19 protein-coding genes, 3 tRNA genes and 1 other RNA gene are annotated in these 19385 nt (G+C 63.4%); 9 read left to right on the plus strand and 14 right to left on the minus strand.

The annotated features are described in order from the left end of the window. Positions 1-48: 48 nt before the first annotated feature. Positions 49-717, minus strand: coding sequence for an ATP-dependent Clp protease proteolytic subunit (locus DXY35_RS08550; RefSeq protein WP_114988632.1), 669 nt, complete (start codon positions 715-717; stop codon positions 49-51). A 24-nt stretch (positions 718-741) separates the two neighbouring features. Next, positions 742-1899: a PIN/TRAM domain-containing protein gene (locus DXY35_RS08555; RefSeq protein WP_115008736.1), complete on the minus strand. Its 1158-nt coding sequence runs from the start codon at positions 1897-1899 to the stop codon at positions 742-744. Positions 1900-1938: 39 nt separating this feature from the next. Here DXY35_RS08555 and hemW point away from each other — a divergent pair, with 39 nt between their 5' ends. After that, a complete protein-coding gene (gene hemW, locus DXY35_RS08560) occupies positions 1939-3144 on the plus strand; it encodes a radical SAM family heme chaperone HemW (RefSeq protein WP_115081957.1) in 1206 nt (401 codons plus the stop codon). On the opposite strand, the gene panB is transcribed toward hemW, so the two are convergent. Continuing rightward, positions 3056-3871, minus strand: a complete 816-nt coding sequence (gene panB / locus DXY35_RS08565; RefSeq protein WP_115081958.1) for a 3-methyl-2-oxobutanoate hydroxymethyltransferase — start codon at positions 3869-3871, stop codon at positions 3056-3058. The genes hemW and panB overlap by 89 nt on opposite strands. A gap of 43 nt (positions 3872-3914) precedes the next feature. On the opposite strand from panB, the gene ffs reads away from it, so the two are divergent. Then, an RNA gene (gene ffs / locus DXY35_RS08570) (signal recognition particle sRNA small type) lies at positions 3915-4012 on the plus strand. A 41-nt stretch (positions 4013-4053) separates the two neighbouring features. Here ffs and ftsZ read toward each other — a convergent pair. The 5 genes from ftsZ to miaB all read right to left on the minus strand — a co-directional run bounded on the left by ftsZ (position 4054) and on the right by miaB (position 9046). Then, a complete protein-coding gene (gene ftsZ, locus DXY35_RS08575) occupies positions 4054-5163 on the minus strand; it encodes a cell division protein FtsZ (protein ID WP_115008739.1) in 1110 nt (369 codons plus the stop codon). Between the two features lie 117 nt (positions 5164-5280). Further along, complete coding sequence (locus DXY35_RS08580) at positions 5281-6126, minus strand: cell division protein FtsQ/DivIB (protein WP_244273044.1); 846 nt, start codon at positions 6124-6126, stop codon at positions 5281-5283. Next, positions 6114-6524 (minus strand): hypothetical protein, encoded by a 411-nt coding sequence (locus DXY35_RS08585; RefSeq protein ID WP_114988446.1) that lies wholly within the window; start codon positions 6522-6524, stop codon positions 6114-6116. Before DXY35_RS08585 ends, DXY35_RS08580 begins: the two co-directional genes overlap by 13 nt. A 23-nt stretch (positions 6525-6547) precedes the next feature. Beyond that, positions 6548-7600, minus strand: coding sequence for a D-alanine--D-alanine ligase family protein (locus tag DXY35_RS08590; protein ID WP_115081959.1), 1053 nt, complete (start codon positions 7598-7600; stop codon positions 6548-6550). A 51-nt stretch (positions 7601-7651) separates the two neighbouring features. After that, positions 7652-9046, minus strand: a complete 1395-nt coding sequence (gene miaB, locus DXY35_RS08595) for a tRNA (N6-isopentenyl adenosine(37)-C2)-methylthiotransferase MiaB (protein ID WP_115081960.1) — start codon at positions 9044-9046, stop codon at positions 7652-7654. A gap of 74 nt (positions 9047-9120) precedes the next feature. Here miaB and DXY35_RS08600 point away from each other — a divergent pair, with 74 nt between their 5' ends. Together DXY35_RS08600 and DXY35_RS08605 are read left to right on the plus strand one after the other, a co-directional pair. Beyond that, positions 9121-10209, plus strand: a complete 1089-nt coding sequence (locus tag DXY35_RS08600) for a dipeptide epimerase (RefSeq protein WP_170950629.1) — start codon at positions 9121-9123, stop codon at positions 10207-10209. Next, positions 10209-11291, plus strand: a complete 1083-nt coding sequence (locus tag DXY35_RS08605; RefSeq protein WP_115081962.1) for a DUF1611 domain-containing protein — start codon at positions 10209-10211, stop codon at positions 11289-11291. The genes DXY35_RS08600 and DXY35_RS08605 overlap by 1 nt, the downstream gene beginning before the upstream one ends. Positions 11292-11294: 3 nt before the next feature. Here DXY35_RS08605 and DXY35_RS08610 read toward each other — a convergent pair. Next, a tRNA-His gene (locus tag DXY35_RS08610) sits at positions 11295-11367 on the minus strand. Positions 11368-11451: 84 nt separating this feature from the next. On the opposite strand from DXY35_RS08610, the gene DXY35_RS08615 reads away from it, so the two are divergent. The 3 genes from DXY35_RS08615 to DXY35_RS08625 are packed head-to-tail and all read left to right on the plus strand — an operon-like array spanning position 11452 to position 14486. Continuing rightward, on the plus strand, positions 11452-11841 hold the full coding sequence (locus DXY35_RS08615; RefSeq protein ID WP_115081963.1) for a DUF4359 domain-containing protein: 390 nt from the start codon (positions 11452-11454) through the stop codon (positions 11839-11841). Then, complete coding sequence (locus DXY35_RS08620; RefSeq protein ID WP_115081964.1) at positions 11841-13118, plus strand: amidohydrolase family protein; 1278 nt, start codon at positions 11841-11843, stop codon at positions 13116-13118. The genes DXY35_RS08615 and DXY35_RS08620 overlap by 1 nt, the downstream gene beginning before the upstream one ends. A gap of 18 nt (positions 13119-13136) precedes the next feature. After that, positions 13137-14486 (plus strand): FAD-binding oxidoreductase, encoded by a 1350-nt coding sequence (locus DXY35_RS08625; RefSeq protein WP_115081965.1) that lies wholly within the window; start codon positions 13137-13139, stop codon positions 14484-14486. Between the two features lie 3 nt (positions 14487-14489). Here the strand turns inward: DXY35_RS08625 and DXY35_RS08630 are convergent, their stop codons facing one another. The 5 genes from DXY35_RS08630 to murA form a co-directional block, all read right to left on the minus strand. Continuing rightward, entirely contained in the window at positions 14490-14963 is a 474-nt protein-coding gene (locus DXY35_RS08630; RefSeq protein WP_244273148.1) for a pentapeptide repeat-containing protein, read from the minus strand. Positions 14964-15031: 68 nt separating this feature from the next. Next, the gene (locus tag DXY35_RS12990) at positions 15032-16246 is read right to left on the minus strand and encodes a folylpolyglutamate synthase/dihydrofolate synthase family protein (protein ID WP_179948673.1); all 1215 of its coding nucleotides are present in this window, start codon (positions 16244-16246) and stop codon (positions 15032-15034) included. Next, on the minus strand, positions 16247-17428 hold the full coding sequence (locus DXY35_RS12995) for an aspartate aminotransferase family protein (protein WP_179948674.1): 1182 nt from the start codon (positions 17426-17428) through the stop codon (positions 16247-16249). Positions 17429-17441: 13 nt separating this feature from the next. Beyond that, a tRNA-Leu gene (locus DXY35_RS08640) sits at positions 17442-17524 on the minus strand. A gap of 33 nt (positions 17525-17557) precedes the next feature. Next, positions 17558-18859: a UDP-N-acetylglucosamine 1-carboxyvinyltransferase gene (gene murA, locus DXY35_RS08645; RefSeq protein ID WP_115081967.1), complete on the minus strand. Its 1302-nt coding sequence runs from the start codon at positions 18857-18859 to the stop codon at positions 17558-17560. A 149-nt stretch (positions 18860-19008) separates the two neighbouring features. Between murA and DXY35_RS08650 the strand changes: the two genes are divergently transcribed. Next, positions 19009-19092: transfer RNA gene (locus tag DXY35_RS08650), tRNA-Leu, on the plus strand. A 32-nt stretch (positions 19093-19124) separates the two neighbouring features. Then, on the plus strand, positions 19125-19373 hold the full coding sequence (locus DXY35_RS08655) for a hypothetical protein (protein ID WP_114988434.1): 249 nt from the start codon (positions 19125-19127) through the stop codon (positions 19371-19373). The last annotated feature ends 12 nt before the right edge of the window (positions 19374-19385 follow it).

Genomic DNA, 19385 nt, shown 5'->3' on the forward strand with positions numbered 1-19385 from the left:
AGTACGTTGATGAAGGAAGGGCAGGAGGGTTGGGTCTGATGCCGTCGGTCAGACGGGGGGATTGCCAGGCAGGTCCTTGCGGCTGCTGAGCACGCGGTCGATCAGTCCGTACTCAACGGCTTGTTGAGGGGTGAGGTAGCTCATCCGGTCGGAGTCCTTGCTCAGCTCCTCCACAGAACGACCTGTGTTGGTGGAGAGGATTTCGAGCATCGCCTGCTTGTTGTGCAGCACTTCTTTGGCACGGATCTGGATGTCCGTCGCCTGGCCGCGGGCGCCGCTGCGGGGCTGGTGCAGAACGATGGAGGAGTGAGGCAGTGCGGCCCGTTGACCTTTGGTCCCTGCCGAAAGAATCACTGCCGCCGTGCCCATGGCCTGGCCGATGCAGATGGTGTGCACCGGAGGCTTCACATAGCGGAGGGTGTCGCAGATGGCGAAGGCTTCGGTCTCGAATCCGATCGCATCACCCGAGTACCAGCTGGTGCCAGTGGAGTTGATATAGAAGTAAATCGGCTTCTCTGGGTTGTCGAACTCCAGATAAAGCAGCTGAGCAATGATCAGCTCAGTCACGTCGATGCCCATCTGACGCTTGGCGTCGTCGTCAGAGAACAGGGGCAAGCCCAGGTAGACGATTCGCTCCTTGAGCAGGAGTGATGGAAGATCAGGAGGTGGTGTGCGCATCACGGCGCTGTCGCCGTAGTACGGGGCCGAAGTTGTCATCTCCACCATCGCGGTGGGGCGAGCCTAGCCGGGGTCAGCGGGCTTGCGGTTGCTGGTTTTGGCCGGTTTTCCCTGACTTTTCGATTTGGATGAGGGCTTGGTGTCGGTTGATGCATCGTTCTCGTCCAACCGTGCAAATACCATGCGGCCGGTTGGGGTTTGCAGGGCACCGGTCACCACCACAGGTTTGCGTTGGCCGATCAGCGATTTCGCCTCGTTGACCACCACCATCGTTCCGTCATCGAGGTAGCCGACACCCTGGCTGTCCTCCTTGCCCTCTCGCACGATCTTGAGTTTGAGCTCGTCGCCGGGTTGCACTTCAGGCCGCAACGCGATCACCAGCTCACTCAGATTCATCACCTTCAGGTCTTTGACCTGGGCCACCTGCGCCAGGTTGAAGTCTGCGGTCACCAGCGTGCCGCCGGTGTCGGATGCCAACTGCAGCAATCGGTCGTCCGTTCCCTTGCCGTCGTAACGGGTGCTGTTGATCACCAACCGCCGCCCGTAGGTTTCCCGCAGATCCTTCAGAAGCTTCAGGCCACGTCGGCCCTTGGCCCGCTTTTCGATGTTGGTGGAATCCGACAGCTGCTGCATCTCATCGATCACCGATTCGGCAACGATCACCTGCCCTTCCAGCAATCCGCAGGCGAGCATGCCGCGGATCCGGCCATCGATGATCACGCTGGTGTCCAGGATCTTGGCCGTGGCGGGGGTCAGCACCCCATCAGCCACCAGCAGCGCCTCCGTGCTCGCCGGATTGAACAGGCGCAGCAGCGTGCGGCCGTGAACTTCCGCCAGGTTGCTTCCGAGAATTCCAAAAAAGACATTGCTCACCACCGCCAGAAGGGGTTTGAGCAGAACGATTCCTCCGGAGAACGGAAGCAGCAGAACGGGCAGCAGCAGCAGGTTGGCCACCAGCAACCCCAGGATCAGGCCGACAGCCCGGCTCACCAGCAGATCGGTGGGCATGGTGCGCACCTGTTGCATCAGGCGCACCCGCAGCTTTTTGAACACCAGGCCTGCGATCAAGCCAATGCCACCGCCAGCTCCGCTGAGCTGGAGACGCAACTGTTCAGCATTGGTGGTTGCACTCACCAGGCCGTCGGGCAGCAAGTGAATCCCCATCCACCCGGCAGCTGCACCGGACACCACAAACAGAAGCAGGATGAGCGGATCCACCATGGGTTCAGGTCGTGGCAGCTCGATCCGGATGCCAGAAGCATGCCTTATCCCATCCCGCCCCGCAGCGCCTACCTCCACATTCCCTTCTGCCACCGGCGCTGTTACTACTGCGATTTCGCCGTGGTTCCCCTGGGGGACCAGGCCCGAGCCGACGATGGGCCTGGCAGTCGCTCGATCCGTGAGTACCTGAGCTTGCTGCATCGGGAAATCGCCTCTGCCCCAGGGGGTCCTCCCTTATCCACCGTGTACATCGGCGGGGGAACGCCATCGCTGTTGTGCCCCGATCAGATCGGAGCACTGATCGATGCCTTGGCCAACAAATTCGGTCTTCAACCGGGTGCGGAAATCACCCTGGAGATGGATCCGGCCACCTTTGACTCCGCGCAGTTGGCCTCCGTTCTGGCCCATGGCGTGAACCGCATCAGCCTGGGGGGGCAGAGCTTTGATGATGCGGTGCTCGAGCAGCTGGGGCGTCGGCATCGCCAGAGCGACCTCCATGCGGCGATCGACTGGCTGGTTCAGGCCTGGCGCGATGGCGCGCTTCGGTCCTGGAGTCTCGATCTCATCCAGAACCTCCCGGGCCAGACCCTGGCTGGGTGGAATGCGCAGTTGGATCAGGCCATTGCCAGTCAGGCTCCCCATCTCTCGATTTACGACCTTTCGGTGGAGCCGGGCACGGTGTTTGATCGCCAACAAACGCTTGGCCTGTTGCAGCTGCCGGAGGACGACCTGGCCGTTGCCTTGATGGAGCGGACCACACAACGGCTGTCGGCTGCTGGACTCAGCCGCTACGAGATTTCCAACCACGCCCGTCCGGGCCATGCCTCCCGTCACAACCGGGTGTACTGGAGCGGTGCCGGCTGGTGGGGTTTTGGGATGGGAGCGACATCAGCACCCTGGGGGGTGCGTTTGGCGAGACCCCGCACCCGCGCCGCCTACGCGGAATGGCTGGATCATCCTCCTGAGGAATCAGTCGCCGAGGCTGAACTCCCCCTGGATGATCAATTGCTGGTGGGTCTGCGGCGCCGGGAAGGGGTGACCCTTCAAGGTCTTGATGCCGATGCCCTGGTGCGCCGCTGGCAACCGTTCGTTGAGCGTGGATGGCTGCAGCAGCGGGCAGGCCGTTGGTGCCTCACCGACCCCGAGGGCATGGCCCTCAGCAATCAGGTGCTGATTGAGGTGATTCTGTGGTGGGAAGAGTGTTGTTCCGGGTCTGCTGGACCCAACCCTTCAACGTGTCGATGAACAGGCGGCGGCCATCCACCAGCGCTGGGCTGAACGGAGGTTGTTTGGCGGTGAGCCCCAGCAGGTCTGCGGTGACGCGCACCTGGCCGTCGCAGCCGTCACCTGCCCCGATGCCGATCACCGGGATGGTCAGGGCCTGCTGCACCCGGCACGCCAGCTCGGCAGGAACATGTTCCAACACCAGGGAGAAGCAGCCCTTCTGCTCGAGGGTGCGCGCCTGATCAACCAGGCGTTCCTGGCTGATGGCGTCCGTGGCCTGGCGCCTGTACCCCAGGCGATGCACGGCCTGGGGGGTGAGGCCCAGATGCCCCATCACGGGAATGCCCATGCGTACCAGACGGTCGATTACGGCGACAACCTCGGGTTCCGCCCCCTCCAATTTCACCGCCGCTGCGCTGGACTCCTTCAACAAACGCCCTGCAGCCGCCACGGCGCGGTCTTCGCCGCACTGGTAGCTGAGAAAGGGCAGGTCACAGACCAGCAGGGGCTGGTCGGCCGGCATGGCCGTCAATCCCCGGGCCACCGCCTGGGTGTGATGAAGCATCTGGTCCAGGCTCACCGGGAGTGTTGTGGCATGGCCCAGCGCCACCATCGCCAGTGAATCACCGATCAGCAGCACGTCTGCACCGGCGGCCTCGGCCAGAGCTGCAGAGAGGCTGTCCCAAGCGGTGAGCACGGCGATGGGTTGGCCCTTCTGCTTGAAGCGGGTCAGATCAGAAGGACGCATGCAGCTTCAGAACCCCTCGGGGGCTCATTGCTAGCATTCGGCCGATTCGGGCCCATGCGGCTCTGACGCCCAAATCTGGTCAGGACCGGAAGGGAGCAGCCACACGGGATGCTCAGGGCAGGCGTGGGTTCCGGGTCACCACATTCAAATGAGCTGTCAGACCGCGGGGTCTGACAGCGATTTCACAAGCTGCCGTTGTCCTGTTGCTGACGGCGACGCAGGAACTCAGGAATGCGGGCGCCGTTCTCTTCGGGCTCCCCACGATTCAGCATTCCGGGCACGGAGCGGCTGCGCTCGCTGCGGTATGGCTGCTTGTTCTCGAAGCCTGTAGCGATCACCGTCACGTGGATCTCCCCTTCGAGGGCTTCATCCACCACAGCGCCCACGATGATGTTGGCTTCGGGATCGACAACGTCGTAAATCACCTCGGAAGCAGTGGTCATGTCCTCCAGGGTCATGTCCTTACCACCGCTGATGTTGATCACACAGCCCTTGGCGCCATCGATGCGCTCGGTTTCCAGCAGCGGGCTTGCAATCGCGGCTTGGGCTGCTTCCACGGCTCTTGAGCGACCGGAACCGATGCCAATGCCCAGCAGTGCTGTGCCTGCTTCGGTCATCACGGAGCGAACGTCAGCAAAGTCAACGTTCACCAGGCCCGGGCAGGTGATGATGTCGCTGATGCCTTTGACGCCCATGCGCAGGACGTCGTCCGCACTCCGGAAGGCTTCCTGAAGGGGAGCTCCGCCGATGGCATCACGCAGGCGGTCGTTGGGGATCACGATCAGGGTGTCAACGTGTTCCGCCAACCGAGCGATGCCTTCGTCGGCCTGACGCATGCGACGACGGCCCTCGAAGCTGAACGGCTTGGTCACGATGCCCACGGTGAGAGCACCGACTTCACGGGCGACTTCGGCCACCACTGGTGCTGCACCAGTCCCCGTTCCACCGCCCATGCCAGCGGCAATGAACACCAGATCTGAGCCCTGCAGTGCATCGTGCAGATCGGTGCGGGATTCTTCAGCTGCCTTCTGGCCGATGGTGGGGTTGCCGCCGGCACCCAGTCCGCGGGTCAGGGTCTGCCCCAACTGCAGCCGTTGCTGGGCCTGCGACTGGATCAGGGCCTGGGCATCGGTGTTGAGAACGCGGTATCCAACCCCCTCAAGGTCGCTGAGGATCATGCGGTTGACGGCATTGCTGCCGCCACCCCCAACGCCGATGACCTCGATGCGGGCGGACTGGCTGGGCTGGATACCAGCTGCCGTGAAAGACCCTGAGCCGCTCACCATCTCCATCGTCGAGGCAGAACCGTGTGGTTGCGTTGCATTATGTCCCTGAAGCCTTGTCTCGGCTTCAACAGATCACAAACCAGGAGCTGAGGTTGTGGTCTCCAGATTTTCCACCCGAAGGTTTCAGGGTTCAGTTTTGGGCTGCTTGGGGGCGGGTGGCGCCGGCAGTTGCAGTTCCGGGCGGTCCGGATTGCTGAGATCAAGGCTGCTGTGATGGGCCCCGCGCAGGTGCTTTGGCAACGTCCGGTTCAGATGGAGGATCGTGTCGATCTGAGTGTTTAAGAGGGCCGGTTCGCCACCGAGATCAATCCGGCCAAGCTCGGTGGTGATCAGACTGATGTTGCCGTCGGGATCAAGCACGATGGCTTTCAGCATCCCGGCGAAACGATTCCGTTGTTGCAGCAGCGCAGCGACCTGACCGCGTTGCGGGCTATTCCAGCCGCGCACCACGATCTCCGTGAGCGGATCTGCTACGGCGTCGCTCAGGGGAATCCATTCACCTGCGGCGTTGAGCAGCCCCCGTTCGCGTCCAGCGGGTCCCCGACGCTCAGCGCGTGCGATGGGAATCTCCGGCTTCAGGCTGATGACGAGGCGAGCGGGGAACATCCGGCGCTGCACGTGAGCGCTGTGAACCGGCAAGACCCCGACCAGCTGTTGTTCCAGCTCCCTCGGACTGACCTCCAGCAGGGGTGAGGGAAAGCGAAGCTTTGCCGCCTCGATCACCTGATTGCTCTCAAGGGCAGCACCTCCGGTCAGGATCACTGCCTCAGGGCTCCGCAGCGTCCAGCCATGGCGCAGCAAGATCCAGCTGAATCCGCCACTGAGCAGCAGCAAGGCCACAAAGCGCCAGAGCTGCAGCAACAGGGTCTGGCGGCGCTGCCGGCGCAAGTCCCGGCGCCGGGCCACCTGCGCGGAAACCGGCCTTTGGGAGGATTTGTTGTTGGTCGAGACCCGGCTCACAGGTCGCATCGGGCCCGTGCCATCAGCTGCTCACCCCAGCTGCGCGCGCGGTCGGCATCAGAGAAGGGCACATCCATCTGCAGATCTTTCCCGATGAGGCGCAGCCGACAACGCCCCTGGGATTCGTCGGTGAGGGGCGCATCACCGGACGCCAGCGACATCAGCTCCACAAGCTCGAGTTTGCAGACGTCAAACGAGCCCTGATCCTGGAAACTTCCCGCCTCGAAGCTGCTCCAGTGCAGTTCACCGTCTTTCAGACGGGCACCACCACAACCATCGAGCTTGGCGAGTTCGGAGCCTTCGGCCCAGGTGCGAAAAAGGTTTTGGCGCCGCCGTTCCAGCCATCCGAGCGAAGCCAGCAGCACAAAGGCCAGCAGCAGAGGAAACCAGAGCAGTCCGTGGCTCATGGGTTAGGCGAAGGACGCTGCGTTCATTCTCCTGCGGTTTGGATCAGTTTGTGCACCAACTGTTCGAGTGTTACGCCGCTGGCCGCCCAGAGCATCGGGAACATGCTCTGGGCCGTGAAACCAGGCAGGGTGTTGATTTCGTTGATCCAGAGCTGATCGTTGGCGTCGTCGTAGAAGAAATCCACCCGACCCATGCCGTTGACGCCCAGGGCAGCGCAGGCCTGCAGGGCCTGGGCGCGGATGCGGTCAGCCACTTCATCGGGTAGTGGAGCGGGAATCAACGTGGTGCTGCGCCCTGCGGTGTATTTCGTCTCGTAGTCGTACCAGTCCGCATCAAAACGAACCTCACCGATCACCGACGCTTCGAGCATGCGTCCCCCCAGGACGGCGCATTCCACTTCTCGGGCGTTGACGCCCTGCTCCACCACCAGCCTTGGATCGAGCGCTGCAGCCTGATTCAGGCCTGCTTCCAGTTCTTGGCGGGAACGCACCTTGCTGATGCCCACCGAGGAGCCGAGATTGGCGGGCTTCACAAAGCAGGGGTAGTTCAGTTCGCGTTCAATCCGATCCATGAGGGCCGATCGGCTGATCGCGTTCTCGAGTTCGGATGCGTGCAGGGCCACATAGGGCACCTGGGACAGCCCGGCGCTGGCGAAAGCAGATTTCATCGCCTGCTTGTCCATGCTGACGGCTGAGCCGAGCACGCCGGCACCAACGAACGGTTTGCCGGTCAGCTGGAACAACCCCTGAATGGTGCCGTCTTCTCCATTGGGACCATGGAGCACCGGGTACCAGAGGTCGACCGCATCACATCCCTCCGGGAACCCCTGGAATCCTGATGGGGGCAGAGGTGGGTTGAGCTCCGGTGCGGTTTCGGAGGCCAGGGTTGCTTCGGACAGATCTGTTCCCCACCAGCGACCATCACGGTCGATGTAGATCGGCTGTACCGTGAATCGCTCTCGGTTCTGCCCGCTGCGCAGGCCTCGGACGACGGTCGCCGCAGATCGGATCGACACGTCGTGCTCTCTAGAGCGGCCTCCAAAGACGAGCCCGACCGTGATGGGACTGGACGGCATGAATGCGGCGACCCCTGAGCGGTGGGAGCGCCAAAGGTATCAGCGTTGTGCTCAGTGGGGCAGGGGGCTGCCGCTGAGTGAAAAGGAGCGCACCGCATCGATGCGCACCGGCACGAGATCGCCCGCTTCGTAGGCACGACCATCCGCTCCGGTGGAGCTGAAGAAGGTCAGGCGATTGGTGCGGGTTCGCCCCATCAGCTGCGATGGGTCCTTGGGGTTGATGCCCTCCGCCAGCACTTCTTCCGTACGCCCCTCGTAGCGGGCATTGGCCTTGCGGGCGCAGCGTTCCACCAGGGCATTGATTTCGCGCAGGCGTTCCACCTTCACCTCCTCCGGCAGCTGGTTGTCCCAATGGGCCGCAGGGGTATTGGGCCGGGGTGAATAGGCCGCTGTGTTCACCTGATCGAAACCGATCTCTTCGATCAGCTCGAGGGTGCGGCGGTACTGCGCATCGGTTTCGCCAGGGAAGGCAACGATCACATCGGCACTGAGGGAGGCATCGGGCATGCGCTCACGGATGCGGTCGATGATCCGCCGGTAGCGCTGAACGGTGTAGCCCCGGGCCATGGCCTGCAACACGTCGTTGTCCCCGCTCTGAAACGGAATGTGGAAGTGTTCGCAGAGCTTGGGCAGGTCGGCACAGGCATCGATAAGCCGCTCGGTGAAGTAGCGCGGATGGCTGGTGGCAAAACGGATCCGTTCAATGCCCTCCACGTCGTGGACGTGATGGAGCAGATCCGTGAGGGTGTGTTGGCGGCGACCCTCCGGCGTGATGCCCGGCAGATCGCGGCCGTACGCATCAATGTTCTGGCCGAGCAGGGTGATTTCCTTGTAGCCCTGGGCGGCAAGACCCTCCATTTCCAGCTTGATCGCCTGGGGCAGCCGTGATTGTTCTTTTCCGCGCACGGAGGGCACCACGCAGTAGGTGCAACGTTCGTTGCAGCCGTAGATCACGTTCACCCAGCCACAGATGCTGCTGTCCCGGCGGGCCGTGGTGATGTCTTCAAGGATGTGGTGGTCTTCGGTGGCGACCACCTGCTGACCGCTGTCCACCTGCAGCAGAAGGGTTTCAAGCCGATTGGCGTGTTGCGGTCCCATCACCAGATCCAGCTCCGGCACCCGCCGGAGCAGGGACTCGCCCTCCTGCTGAGCAACGCAGCCCGCCACCACCAGGGTGAGATTGGGGTTGCTGCGTTTCCTCTGGGCCTGTCTGCCGAGGTAGCTGTAAACCTTCTGCTCGGCGTTGTCCCGGATGGTGCAGGTGTTGTAAAGCACCAGATCGGCATCCAGTTCGGCTGACGCCTCCCGATAGCCCATGGCCTCCAGGATTCCCGCCATCCGTTCGGAGTCCGCCTTGTTCATCTGGCAGCCGAACGTGGTGATCCAGTAGCTGCCGCGCTGGGGGTTGGCGGTGGCGTCAGTGGCGAGGGGGGCGGAGGCGACCAAATCTCTGGCTCAAGCCTTCTCAGTGTGAGTCACAGCGGTGTTGTGTCAGTTTGGAGATTGACAGCCGGATGGCGATGGGCTGGGCCCTCACACGGTTTTCGCTCACCAAGGCCGTGCCCCTCACGATCAGCAGGGGCACCACAGCTGCCGTGGTGCGGTTGGAGCTCAGGTTGGAACGTGATGGGCTGGTGGGCCGCGGCGAGACCGGGGGATTTGAGACCGGCCACCGAGTCTTTGCCCTTGAGGCTGTGGAACAGGAGCTGCTGGGGCTTTTGCCGCAACTGGAAGCTCTGGATCCCCACCGTCCGCAACGGTTTGAGCCCCTGCTTGCATCCCTGAGTCCCCCGGTCCGTTGTGCCATCGACCTGGCCTTGTGGGACTGGCATGGGCAACGGCTCGGCCATCCGCTGTGGCGGCTCTGGGGATTGGACCCAGCCGAGGGTGTGGCCACCAGCGTCACCCTGGGACTGGCTTCAGTGGATGCCGTGTTGGATCGTCTCGAACGCTGGTGGACGCAGCTGCCGGCGACGCGGGTGAAGCTCAAGCTGGGCAGCCCTGACGGCTTGGACCACGACCTCAGCCTGTTGGGGGCGGTGGCTCAGGCCATCACGGATCGATCCCAGCGGCAGGGTGTGGCCATCGAACTGCAGGTGGATGCCAATGGCGGATGGACCGTGAATCAGGCCAAGCAAATGCTGCAGCCCCTGGCCGCACACCAGGTGGTGCTGCTGGAGCAGCCTCTGGCTCCAGACCTGGATCCCACGCAGGACACAGCGGGATTCGCGGCGCTGCACCCGCACTGTCCGATGGCCTTGGTGGCGGATGAAAGTTGCTGGGATCTGGAGGATCTGCTGCGCCTGGCCCCAGTGGTGGATGGCGTGAATCTCAAGCTGCTCAAGACCGGGGGGCTCAGTCAGGCCTTGCTAATGGCCCAAGTGGCGCAGAAGAAGGGGCTGGACCTGATGGTGGGTTGCTACTCCGACAGTTCGTTGTTGAACGGTGCAGCGGCCCAGATCTTGCCTCTGATTCGTTGGCCGGATCTCGACAGCCATCTCAACTTGGTGGATGACCCCTTTGTTGGCCTTGAGTTGCAGGACGATCGTCTGCGGCCTTCGGCGATGGCTGGATTGGGGATCCGCCAGGCAGGAGGCACTGCAGCGTGATGAGCGGGATTCAAGCGCCGTCTGGATTTCGGGAGATGCGGTTGGTGCTGCTCCAACACGGTGGTTTGGCCAGCCTCACCGGCAAGACCGGTCTGGCCATGCTCCGACACCGTGCTGGACCGATCGTCGCGGTGATCGATCCCGACCATGCGGGCCAGTCTCTGCAACGCGTCACCGGCATCGAGCGTGATGTGCCGGTGGTGGCGGACTTGTCTGCTGCTCTGCCCTACGAGCCTGAGGTTGCTGTGGTGGGCCTGGCTCCTTCGGGGGGGCGGCTGCCTGATCCTGTTCGCCACGACGCCTTGGCGGCGTTGCGCGCAGGCCTTTATCTCGCCAGCGGACTCCACACCCGCCTGGCCGATGATCCCGAACTGGCAGACGCCTGCTGGCGCGACCGTTGGATCTGGGATCTGCGCCGGGAGCCGGAAGGCCTCAACGTTGGCCAGGCACGCGCCGCAGAGCTTCCCTGCCGGCGCCTTCTGGCGATTGGCACCGATATGGCTGTCGGCAAGATGAGCGCATGCCTGTCTCTCCTGGAGGCAGCCCAGCGCTCCGGGATCCCCGCGCGCTTTGTGGGCACAGGGCAGGCCGGAATTCTGATCAGCGGAGAAGGGGTCGCTCTGGATGCTGTGCGCGTCGATTACGCCGCCGGTGCGGTCGAGGCGGCGGTGCTTCGCGCGGCGGCGGCTCTGCCGGAGCAGGGTCTTGTGCTGGTGGAGGGTCAGGGATCGCTCTGCCATCCGGCCTCCACGGCCACGTTGCCCCTGTTGCGGGGCACGCAGCCGACGGCTCTGTTGCTCGTGCATCGGGCAGCACAGCAGACCATCGATCGACTGCCTCAGATCCCGCTTCCAAGCCTTGAGGCCTTGGTGGCCACCACAGAATCCCTGGCGAGCTGGGCGCGGCCTGATGGGGCTGCTGAGCCAGCCAAGGTTGCCGCGGTCGCCCTCAACACCGCCCGCCTTGATGAGGCTCAGGCTCGAGACGAGGTGGAGCGCATCCGCCAGACGCTGGGTCTTCCCTGCACAGATCCTATCCGCTGGGGAGCAGAACCGCTTCTCAGGGCTTTGTTGAATTGTTGAGAGGGCGAGCGAGGGGATTCGAACCCCCGAATAGCGGCGCCACAAGCCGCTGCCTTAACCACTTGGCGACGCCCGCCGCGTCCGTGAGAATCTACCAACACGAGCTGCAGCCTGCCTGGTGTCCCCTTCATCGCGTCCGCAAGGTCGGTCTGCTCTGGCGATGTTGGCGGGGGGGATTGCAGCGGTCGGGGTGCTCTCGCTGGTGGTGTCCAACCCGTCTTTGGAGGACTATCAAACCCATGCCGGTGATCAGTTGGTCCGGTTGGGCACCAAGGAACTCTGCGACGAGCCGACCCTGCCGATGGTGCTGCGTCTGTGGATTCGCAATTGCCCTGAGTTGATTGCCTCCCAGCGGGATGCACTGGCGGCGTTGGCGGGTCGGTTCACCACCCGTCGAAACTTGTTTGTGGCCAGTCTGTATTCCACTCGGATGGAAAAGAAGGAGATGCTGCCCGGTCTGCGCCTGCCTGGTTTTGAAGTGCTCAGCCTTGGTGTGGCCGGTCGTTTCGTGGTCCTCAGCACCGATTCCAGCAACGGTGCTGAGCGGTGATGGACGCCCCGTCGCTTGATTCCAAGCCGGGGAGTGGCGTCCTTGAGGCCTGGGCGCCCCTGGGACTGCTGGATTTCGCCCCTTCAACGCCCTTGCCGGAGGTTGAGAAGCAAGGGCTGACGCCCGTGCGCCTGGCCTGGGAGCAGGGGCGTCTGCGGGAGCCCCAGCCCCTGTCTGCCGAACGCGTGCCACCGTCTCGAATGGTGTTGCCGCGCTTGGTCGATTGCCATGTCCATCTGGACAAGGCCTACACCTGGCAGGAGCATCCCAACCTCAGCGGCAGCTACGGGGGTGCCCTGGAGGCCAACCTGCGGGAGCACAGCTCCCGAACCGTCGCCTGCGTGCTTCAACGCGGAGAACGCGCCATGGAGAGAGCATTCGCCCATGGGCTGCGGGCCATGCGCAGCCATGTGGATAGTGGTGGCCCTGGCGCTGAGCCCAGCTGGGATGCCTTGCTCACCCTGCAGCAGCGCTGGCGCCGCCGCATCGACTTGCAGCTGGTGGCGCTGGTGCCCTTGGAATTCTGGTGTTCAGCTGAAGCGGATGCTCTGGCGCGTCGTGTGGCCGCCAGTGGCGGCTGCCTTGGTGGTGTTCTGACACCTCCTTGTGGATCGGCCGTGGTCACGGAGCAGTTGGAGGTGTTGTTGCGCCTGGCTGAGCGCCACAACTGCGGCGTCGATCTCCACATCGATGAGGCGGATCACGGTGCGGCGCAGGGCATGGTTCAGCTGTTGAAGGCCCTGCAGCGCGTGCCGGTGCAGGTTCCCGTCACCTGCAGCCATGCCAGCAGTCTTTCCCTTCTGCCGGCGTCCTCTCTGGCGCGGTTGGCAGAGCGCATGGCAGCAGCGCAGCTCAGTGTGATTGCCCTGCCCCTGACCAATGCCTGGTTGCTCGCACGGGCGGACGATGCCACCCCCCTTCAGCGTCCGCAGGCTCCGATCCGTCAGTTGCAACGTTCCGGTGTTCCTGTGGCGGTGGCGGGTGACAACGTGGCCGATCCCTGGTTCCCGGGAGGTGACTTCGACCCCTTGGCCCTGCTGGCTGCATCGATTCCGTGGACTCAGTTGTTGCCCTGGCAGCGTCTGGGCCTGGCCCCTTTCACCACGGCACCGCCGGCCATTCTTCAACTGGAATGGGATGGGGTGCTGCGGGCCGGCGCTCCTGCCGATCTGATCAGCATGAAGGGCCAGGGATGGTCGGACCTGATCCGTTCTGCTCCGCAGCGTCAGGTTCTCGTGGACGGCCACTGGCAGTCGTCGCCAGGCGCTAGACCCTGACCAGTGTTCCGCCACGCCATGGGTCGCGCCGAAGCCTTGATTGCCCTGCGGCAAGCACTCAGCGTTGATCCGGAACTGGAGTTGTTGGATGAACCGGGGGAGCTGCAGCGCCATTCCCGGGACGCCTTTGAGTACTCCCCCGTGCTGACGCCGCGGCTGGAGGCCTGCCGTGCTGAGTTGGTGGTGCGTCCGCGCACGGTGGATGCCGTTGAACGGCTGGCTTCGGCCTGCGCCGAGCACCAGGTTCCCTTAACCCTGCGCGGCTCTGGGACAGGGAACTACGGCCAGTGTGTGCCTCTGCAGGGCGGCGTGGTGATGCTCACCACGGCCCTGCGGCAGATCCGCTCGATTGATCCGATCACCGGGGTGGTGACCGTGGAACCGGGCTGTGTGATGCGCGATCTGGATCAGGAGTTGCGCCGCCATGGACGCCAGCTGCGCTTGATGCCCAGCACCTGGCGCAGCGCCACCATTGGCGGCTTTGTGGCAGGGGGCTCTGGGGGCATCGGTTCCCTGCGCTGGGGCTTCCTGCGGGATCCAGGTCATCTGCTCGGGTTGGAGATCGTGCCGCTACGCCCCGATGCCCGGCGCCATCAACTTGGCGAGATGGATGCGGAGGCTTTGAATCACGCCTACGGCACCAACGGCATCATCACGGCCCTCAGCCTGGCCACAGCTCCAGCGGTCAACTGGCACCAGGTGAGCGTGGACTGCGAGCACTGGGAGCAGGCGATTGAGCTGATGCAACGGATCGCTGCCTCGGCCTTGGATCTCCATTTGGCGAGCCTGCTGGAACAGCCGCTGTTGCCCCGGATGCCCAGCTGGGGTGGTCCTGCCGTCTCGGCGCACCGGCTGCTGTTGCTCGTTGCCCCCGATGGGCTCAACAGCCTGCAACGGATGGCGCAGTCAGCTGGCGCCATCCTGCGGGATCTCGGCCCTGAGGATCTCTCCGGGGGCAATGGCTTGCGCGAGCTGAGCTGGAACCACACCACCCTGCATGTGCGGGCTTCAGAGCCGGGATGGACCTACCTGCAGATGCTGTTGCCGCAACCGGAGGCCCCAGCGATGGCGGCCTTGAAGCAGCGCTGGGGTGATGCCCTGCTCTGGCATCTCGAGCTTGTGCGTCAGCAGGGCTGTCCTCGGCTGGCGGCTCTGCCGCTCGTGCGTTGGCAGGGGGCAGATCAGCTGAACCGGTTGATGGACGACTGCAGGGCCGCGGGTGCCATGTTGTTCAACCCCCACGTGATCACGGTGGAAGACGGCGGCCTTGGCGTCATCGATGCCGATCAGGTGGCGGCCAAGCAGCGCTTTGATCCCGAGGGCCTGCTCAATCCCGGCAAGCTTCGAGGTTGGGAGGAGCGCTCCTGAGGATCAGCAGCCCAAGCTGTCGAAGGTGGAAACTCCGGTGCTGGGGTTGATGCCATCGGCCTCGCTGCACAGCCGGCGTTGATCATCACGATCGAGCAGGGCATCCGTGAAATCGGCCCCCTCGATCTGAGCGTTGCTGAAGCTGCTGCCCGACGCAATGATCCCCGTCAGCACGGCATTGCGTAGATCGGTGGCGACGAAGTCGGCGCGATCCATCAGGGCGTCGGAGAGGTCAGCTCCCTGGAAATCAGCTTCGGCAAAGGCCCCTTGGGTGAGGATCGCGCCATGCAGGTTGGCGCCCCGGAAGTTCGCTCCGCGGCCCACGGCTCCGGCGAAGGATGTGTTGGCCAGGTTCTGCCCCTCGAAGTCGCCGTTGCTCTGGTTGGTGAGCGTGTAGTCCACCTTTTCCTGGAACAGGGCACGATCCTGCAGTCCCACTCCAGCTGAGGTGTCCAGGGCCAGGGCCGGCGTTGCCATGAGCAGGAGTGGCAGGAGAAGGCCCAGCAACCGGGAGATTCGCAGCACAGTTCACGCCTAAGCTGTGCTCACTCTGCCGTTACAACGCCGCGAGCGAACAGGTCACCGATCAGATACAGCGATCCGGCAACAATCGGCATCGGTGTCGGCCATCCATTGCTGCTGAGCTGGTGGAGCACACTTTCGAGGCCGTCGGCCTCCTGCAGCTGGTGCTCGAGCTGGGGTAGTGCCTGGAGGAGGGCCGAACGACTCCAGCTCCTGTGGCTCGGCACCGGAATGATCCAGGCCTGGTCCTGGAGCTGCAGCAGCGTCTGGAGCATGGCGACAGCGTCCTTATGGGCCTGAATCGCCAGGATCCAAACAACACCGTTGCAGGCACCACTCCACTGGCTGCGTTCTTCGGCCAGCTGCACTGCGGCCGGTGGATTGTGGGCTCCATCGAGGCGAAGCGTGTGGACGCCCCAATGCACGGTTTGCAGGCGACCGGGCCAGTGGGCTTTGGCGAAGCCCTCCTGAATCACCGCTTCAGGTAACGAACAGCCCAGGCCCGAGAGGGCTTGCAAGGCACCGAGGGCTACAGCGGCGTTGCTGCGCTGAATGGCGCCGGGCAAGCCCAGTTGCCAGCTGGAATTCAGCGGCTTCACCCAGTGGAGCGTGGCCTGCTGAGTGCGGCAGGTTGTTTCCAGGACCTCCTGCACTTCAGGGGCTTGGGCGCCACTGATCACGGTCGCCTGAGGCGGGATCGCTGCCGCTTTTTCGGTCGCGATGGCGGTGAGGCTGTGGCCCAGGTGCTCGCAGTGGTCCATCCCAATGCTGGCGACGGCCACCACAGGACGGCAGGGATGGGCCGTGGTGGCATCAAGCCGTCCCCCCAGCCCCACTTCCAGCACCAGCAGCTCGCAGGCGTGCCGGTGGAACTCCAACAGGGCGGCGGTCACCAGCAGTTCAAACGGGGTGAGCCGATGCCGTTCGCTCAGCGGCTGGAGCGCCTGCAACCGGCTGCGCAGGGTTTCAACCGCAATGGGGGTCCCCTTGATCCGGATGCGTTCGCACCAGCTCACCAGGTGAGGGGAGGTGGTGACCCCGCAGCGGAGGCCGGCGGCACAGAGGGCTGATTCCAGAAAGCTGACGATGGATCCCTTCCCGTTGGTGCCCAGCACCTGAATCGCGGGAATCGTCCGACAGGGATGGTCGAGCTCGCGGAGGGCCGCATCCATGCGATCCAACTGCAGATCCATGCCACGCAGGTCGAAGCGTGGGATCAGATCAGACAGATCGTCCACTCAGCTGAGGCTGGAGAGGGTCGCCGCAAGACGGCGCAGCAGCTCGCGCACCTCGCGCTTGTTGATGGTCAGTGGGGGCACCATGCGCAGCACTGAGGGTCCGGCCGCTACCAGCAGTAGACCGTGGTCGATGGCGGCTTTCGCCAGCGCGGGGGCCGTCCAACTGCTGCCCTCCCGGATCACGATGCCCTGCAGCAGGCCCCAGCCCCGCACGCCTTGCAGGTGCTCGGGGAAACAGTTCACAAGCTCCTGGAGCCCGTCGCGCAGTTGTTCGCCTCGGGCTGTGACGTTGGTCAGCAGATTTCGTCGTTCGATTTCGGTGGCCACCGTCAACCCCGCCCGGCAGGCAAAGGGATTCCCACCGAAGGTGCTGGCATGGTCGCCGGGTTCAAACACATCAGCTGACGCGTTCACCAGCAGGGCACCAATGGCATGACCACCGCCCAGGCCCTTGGCCAGGGTGAAGGCGTCAGGGGTGATGCCCAGTTGCTCATAACCCCAGAGGCGGCCACTCCGCCCCATGCCGACCTGCACCTCATCAAGGATCAGCAGGATATTTCGCTCCGTGCAGATCTCGCGCAGGCGTGAAAAGAAAGTGCGATCTCCAGGGTTGACGCCACCCTCTCCTTGCAGGGGTTCAACCAGAACGGCCGCGATCGAGGGACCGGACTGTTCGTAGCGGTTGATCAGGGCTTCGAGGACCTCCAGATCGTTGTAGGGGAAATAATCAAACCCGGTCACCATGGGCTCAAAACCCTTGTGGTACTTGGGTTGACCGGTGGCGGTGACCGCCGCGAGCGTGCGGCCATGGAAGCTGGCTGCTGCCGTGAGGATCACCGGCTGTTCGATGCCGCGCCGTTGATGGCCGTGCTTGCGCGCCAGCTTGATCGCGGCCTCATTGGCTTCGGCGCCGGAATTGCAGAAGAAGACGCTGTCGGCACAGCTGTTGCGCACCAGCCAGCTGGCCAGCTCTTCCTGTTCCGGAATCCGATAGAGGTTGGACACATGCTGGAGCCGTCCCAGCTGCTTGCGCAGAGCCCGCTGCATGACCCTGTCGCTGTGGCCCAGGGTGCAGGTGGCAATGCCAGCAACAGCATCCAAGTAGCGCCGCCCTTGGGTGTCTTTGACCCAGCAGCCCTTTCCCTTGGCCAGAGCCAAAGGGAAACGGCCGTAGGTGTTCATGACGGCGGAGGGATGGGAGCCGGGGGACTTGAACCCCCAAGACCAGTGGCCGGCTGATTTTGAGTCAGCTGCGTCTACCAATTCCGCCAGGCTCCCGCACAGGGATTGTATTGATTGAAGGGCCCCTCTTCAGAGGATGTTGCGCTTCACCTCAGCGCCGGCAGCGCTGAGCTTGGCTGCGAGGTCGTCGTAGCCCCGATCAAGGTGCTTCAGACCAGCCACTTCGGTGATTCCTTTAGCGGAGAGGCCAGCCAGCACCATGGCAGCGGCTGCACGGAGGTCGGTGCCGGTGACGGGCGCCGCGCTCAGCTGAGCCACGCCTTCAACGATGGCTGTGCTGCCCTTGAGCCGAATCGATGCCCCCATGCGCTGCAGCTCGGCCACATGTTGCAGCCGGTTTTCATAGATCTTCTCGCTGATCACGCTGGTGCCCTTCGCGGTGCACATCAGGGCCATGAACGGTGCCTGAAGATCGGTTGGAAACCCGGGAAACGGTTGGGTGGTGATGTCCACGGCCGTGATCTCGCCGGGGGTGATCGTCACGGCTCTCCCCTTGATCTCGATGGAGCAGCCGCAATCGCGAAGCTTTTGGATCACAGCGCTGAGATGCTCGGGAATCACGGGCTCCACCACCAGTGGTGAGCGGGTGATGGCGGCTGCCATCAGGAACGTTCCGGCTTCGATGCGATCCGGGATCACCGGATAGTTGGTGCAACCACGGAGCCGCTCCACCCCTTGAACGGTGATCACCGGGCCGCCAGCGCCGCTCACCTGGGCGCCCATGCTGTTGAGCAGGTTGGCCAGGTCCTGCACTTCAGGTTCCTGAGCAGCGTTTTCGATGGTGGAGACCCCATCGGCCAGCACCGCTGCCATCAGAATGGTTTCGGTGGCGCCAACGCTGGGGCAGTCGAGCACGATCTGAGCGCCTGTCAGGCGTTTTTTGCTGCCGGGCACTGAGGCCGTGACAATTCCGTGCTCCACGTTGACGACGGCGCCGAGGGCTTTCAGGCCGCGGATGTGTTCGACAACGGGACGAGCCCCGATGCGGCATCCCCCTGGAAGGGGGACCTGCGCGTGTCCTAGGCGTCCGAGCAGGGGGCCAATACTGAAAAAACTGGCGCGAAGGCTGTTGACCAGCTCGTAGGGAGGTGCCGAGCCATTGAGCTCGGCGGCGGTGAGGCGAATGCAGTCCGACTGCCTGTCGACCTGAACCCCCAAAGCTTCAAGGATGGCGCTCATGCCATCGATGTCTGTGAGAGAGGGAATGTTGGTCAGCTCAATGGTCTCCTCACTCAGGAGGCTGGCTGTCATCAGCACCAGGGCGGAGTTCTTCGCACCGCTGACACGAAGCGTTCCCTTCAATAAATGTCCGCCGCTGACATTGAGGCGTTGCTTGAGACTCTCCTGAGACGCTTCTGCAACGGCCATCATCGATGAGCTGATCCCCAATGTCCGGATTTTGGCAACAGTCTTTGAGACCGTCTAGACGGCCGGCGTCCAAACTGGACAGTTTGTTACGGGGCCGGGGCAGTCACGGATCGGCGATGCCCTATGTTCATCCGGTCGAACACGACACGCCAGCGGATGTGGCGGAATTGGTAGACGCGCTAGTTTCAGGTACTAGTGGTGGCAACATCGTGGGAGTTCAAGTCTCCCCATCCGCACTAACTTTGTCGGGTAGCAGTTCTCGACAACCATGATCGTTCTCAAGATCTCCAACGCTTCGGAAGTTGTTGCTTCCAAGGTTGGCAAGTTCCTTGAGCTGCTTACTCCTGATTCCATCGATCACACCACCGTTGAGGATCAAGTGATCAAAAAGATGATCGAAAACCTTGCGGCGGAGGGAATCAAGGGGGAGATCGCAGCCATCAACGGCCTTGAGTTGGATGGCGAAAATCTGAGCGTTCACAAAGGCCTGAACGTGCGCAAACACGCAGCGTTCTGAGTCGTTCTCTGG

It is taken from the genome of Synechococcus sp. N32 (genome assembly GCF_900473895.1).
In the GTDB taxonomy this organism is placed as follows: Bacteria; Cyanobacteriota; Cyanobacteriia; order PCC-6307; family Cyanobiaceae; genus Parasynechococcus.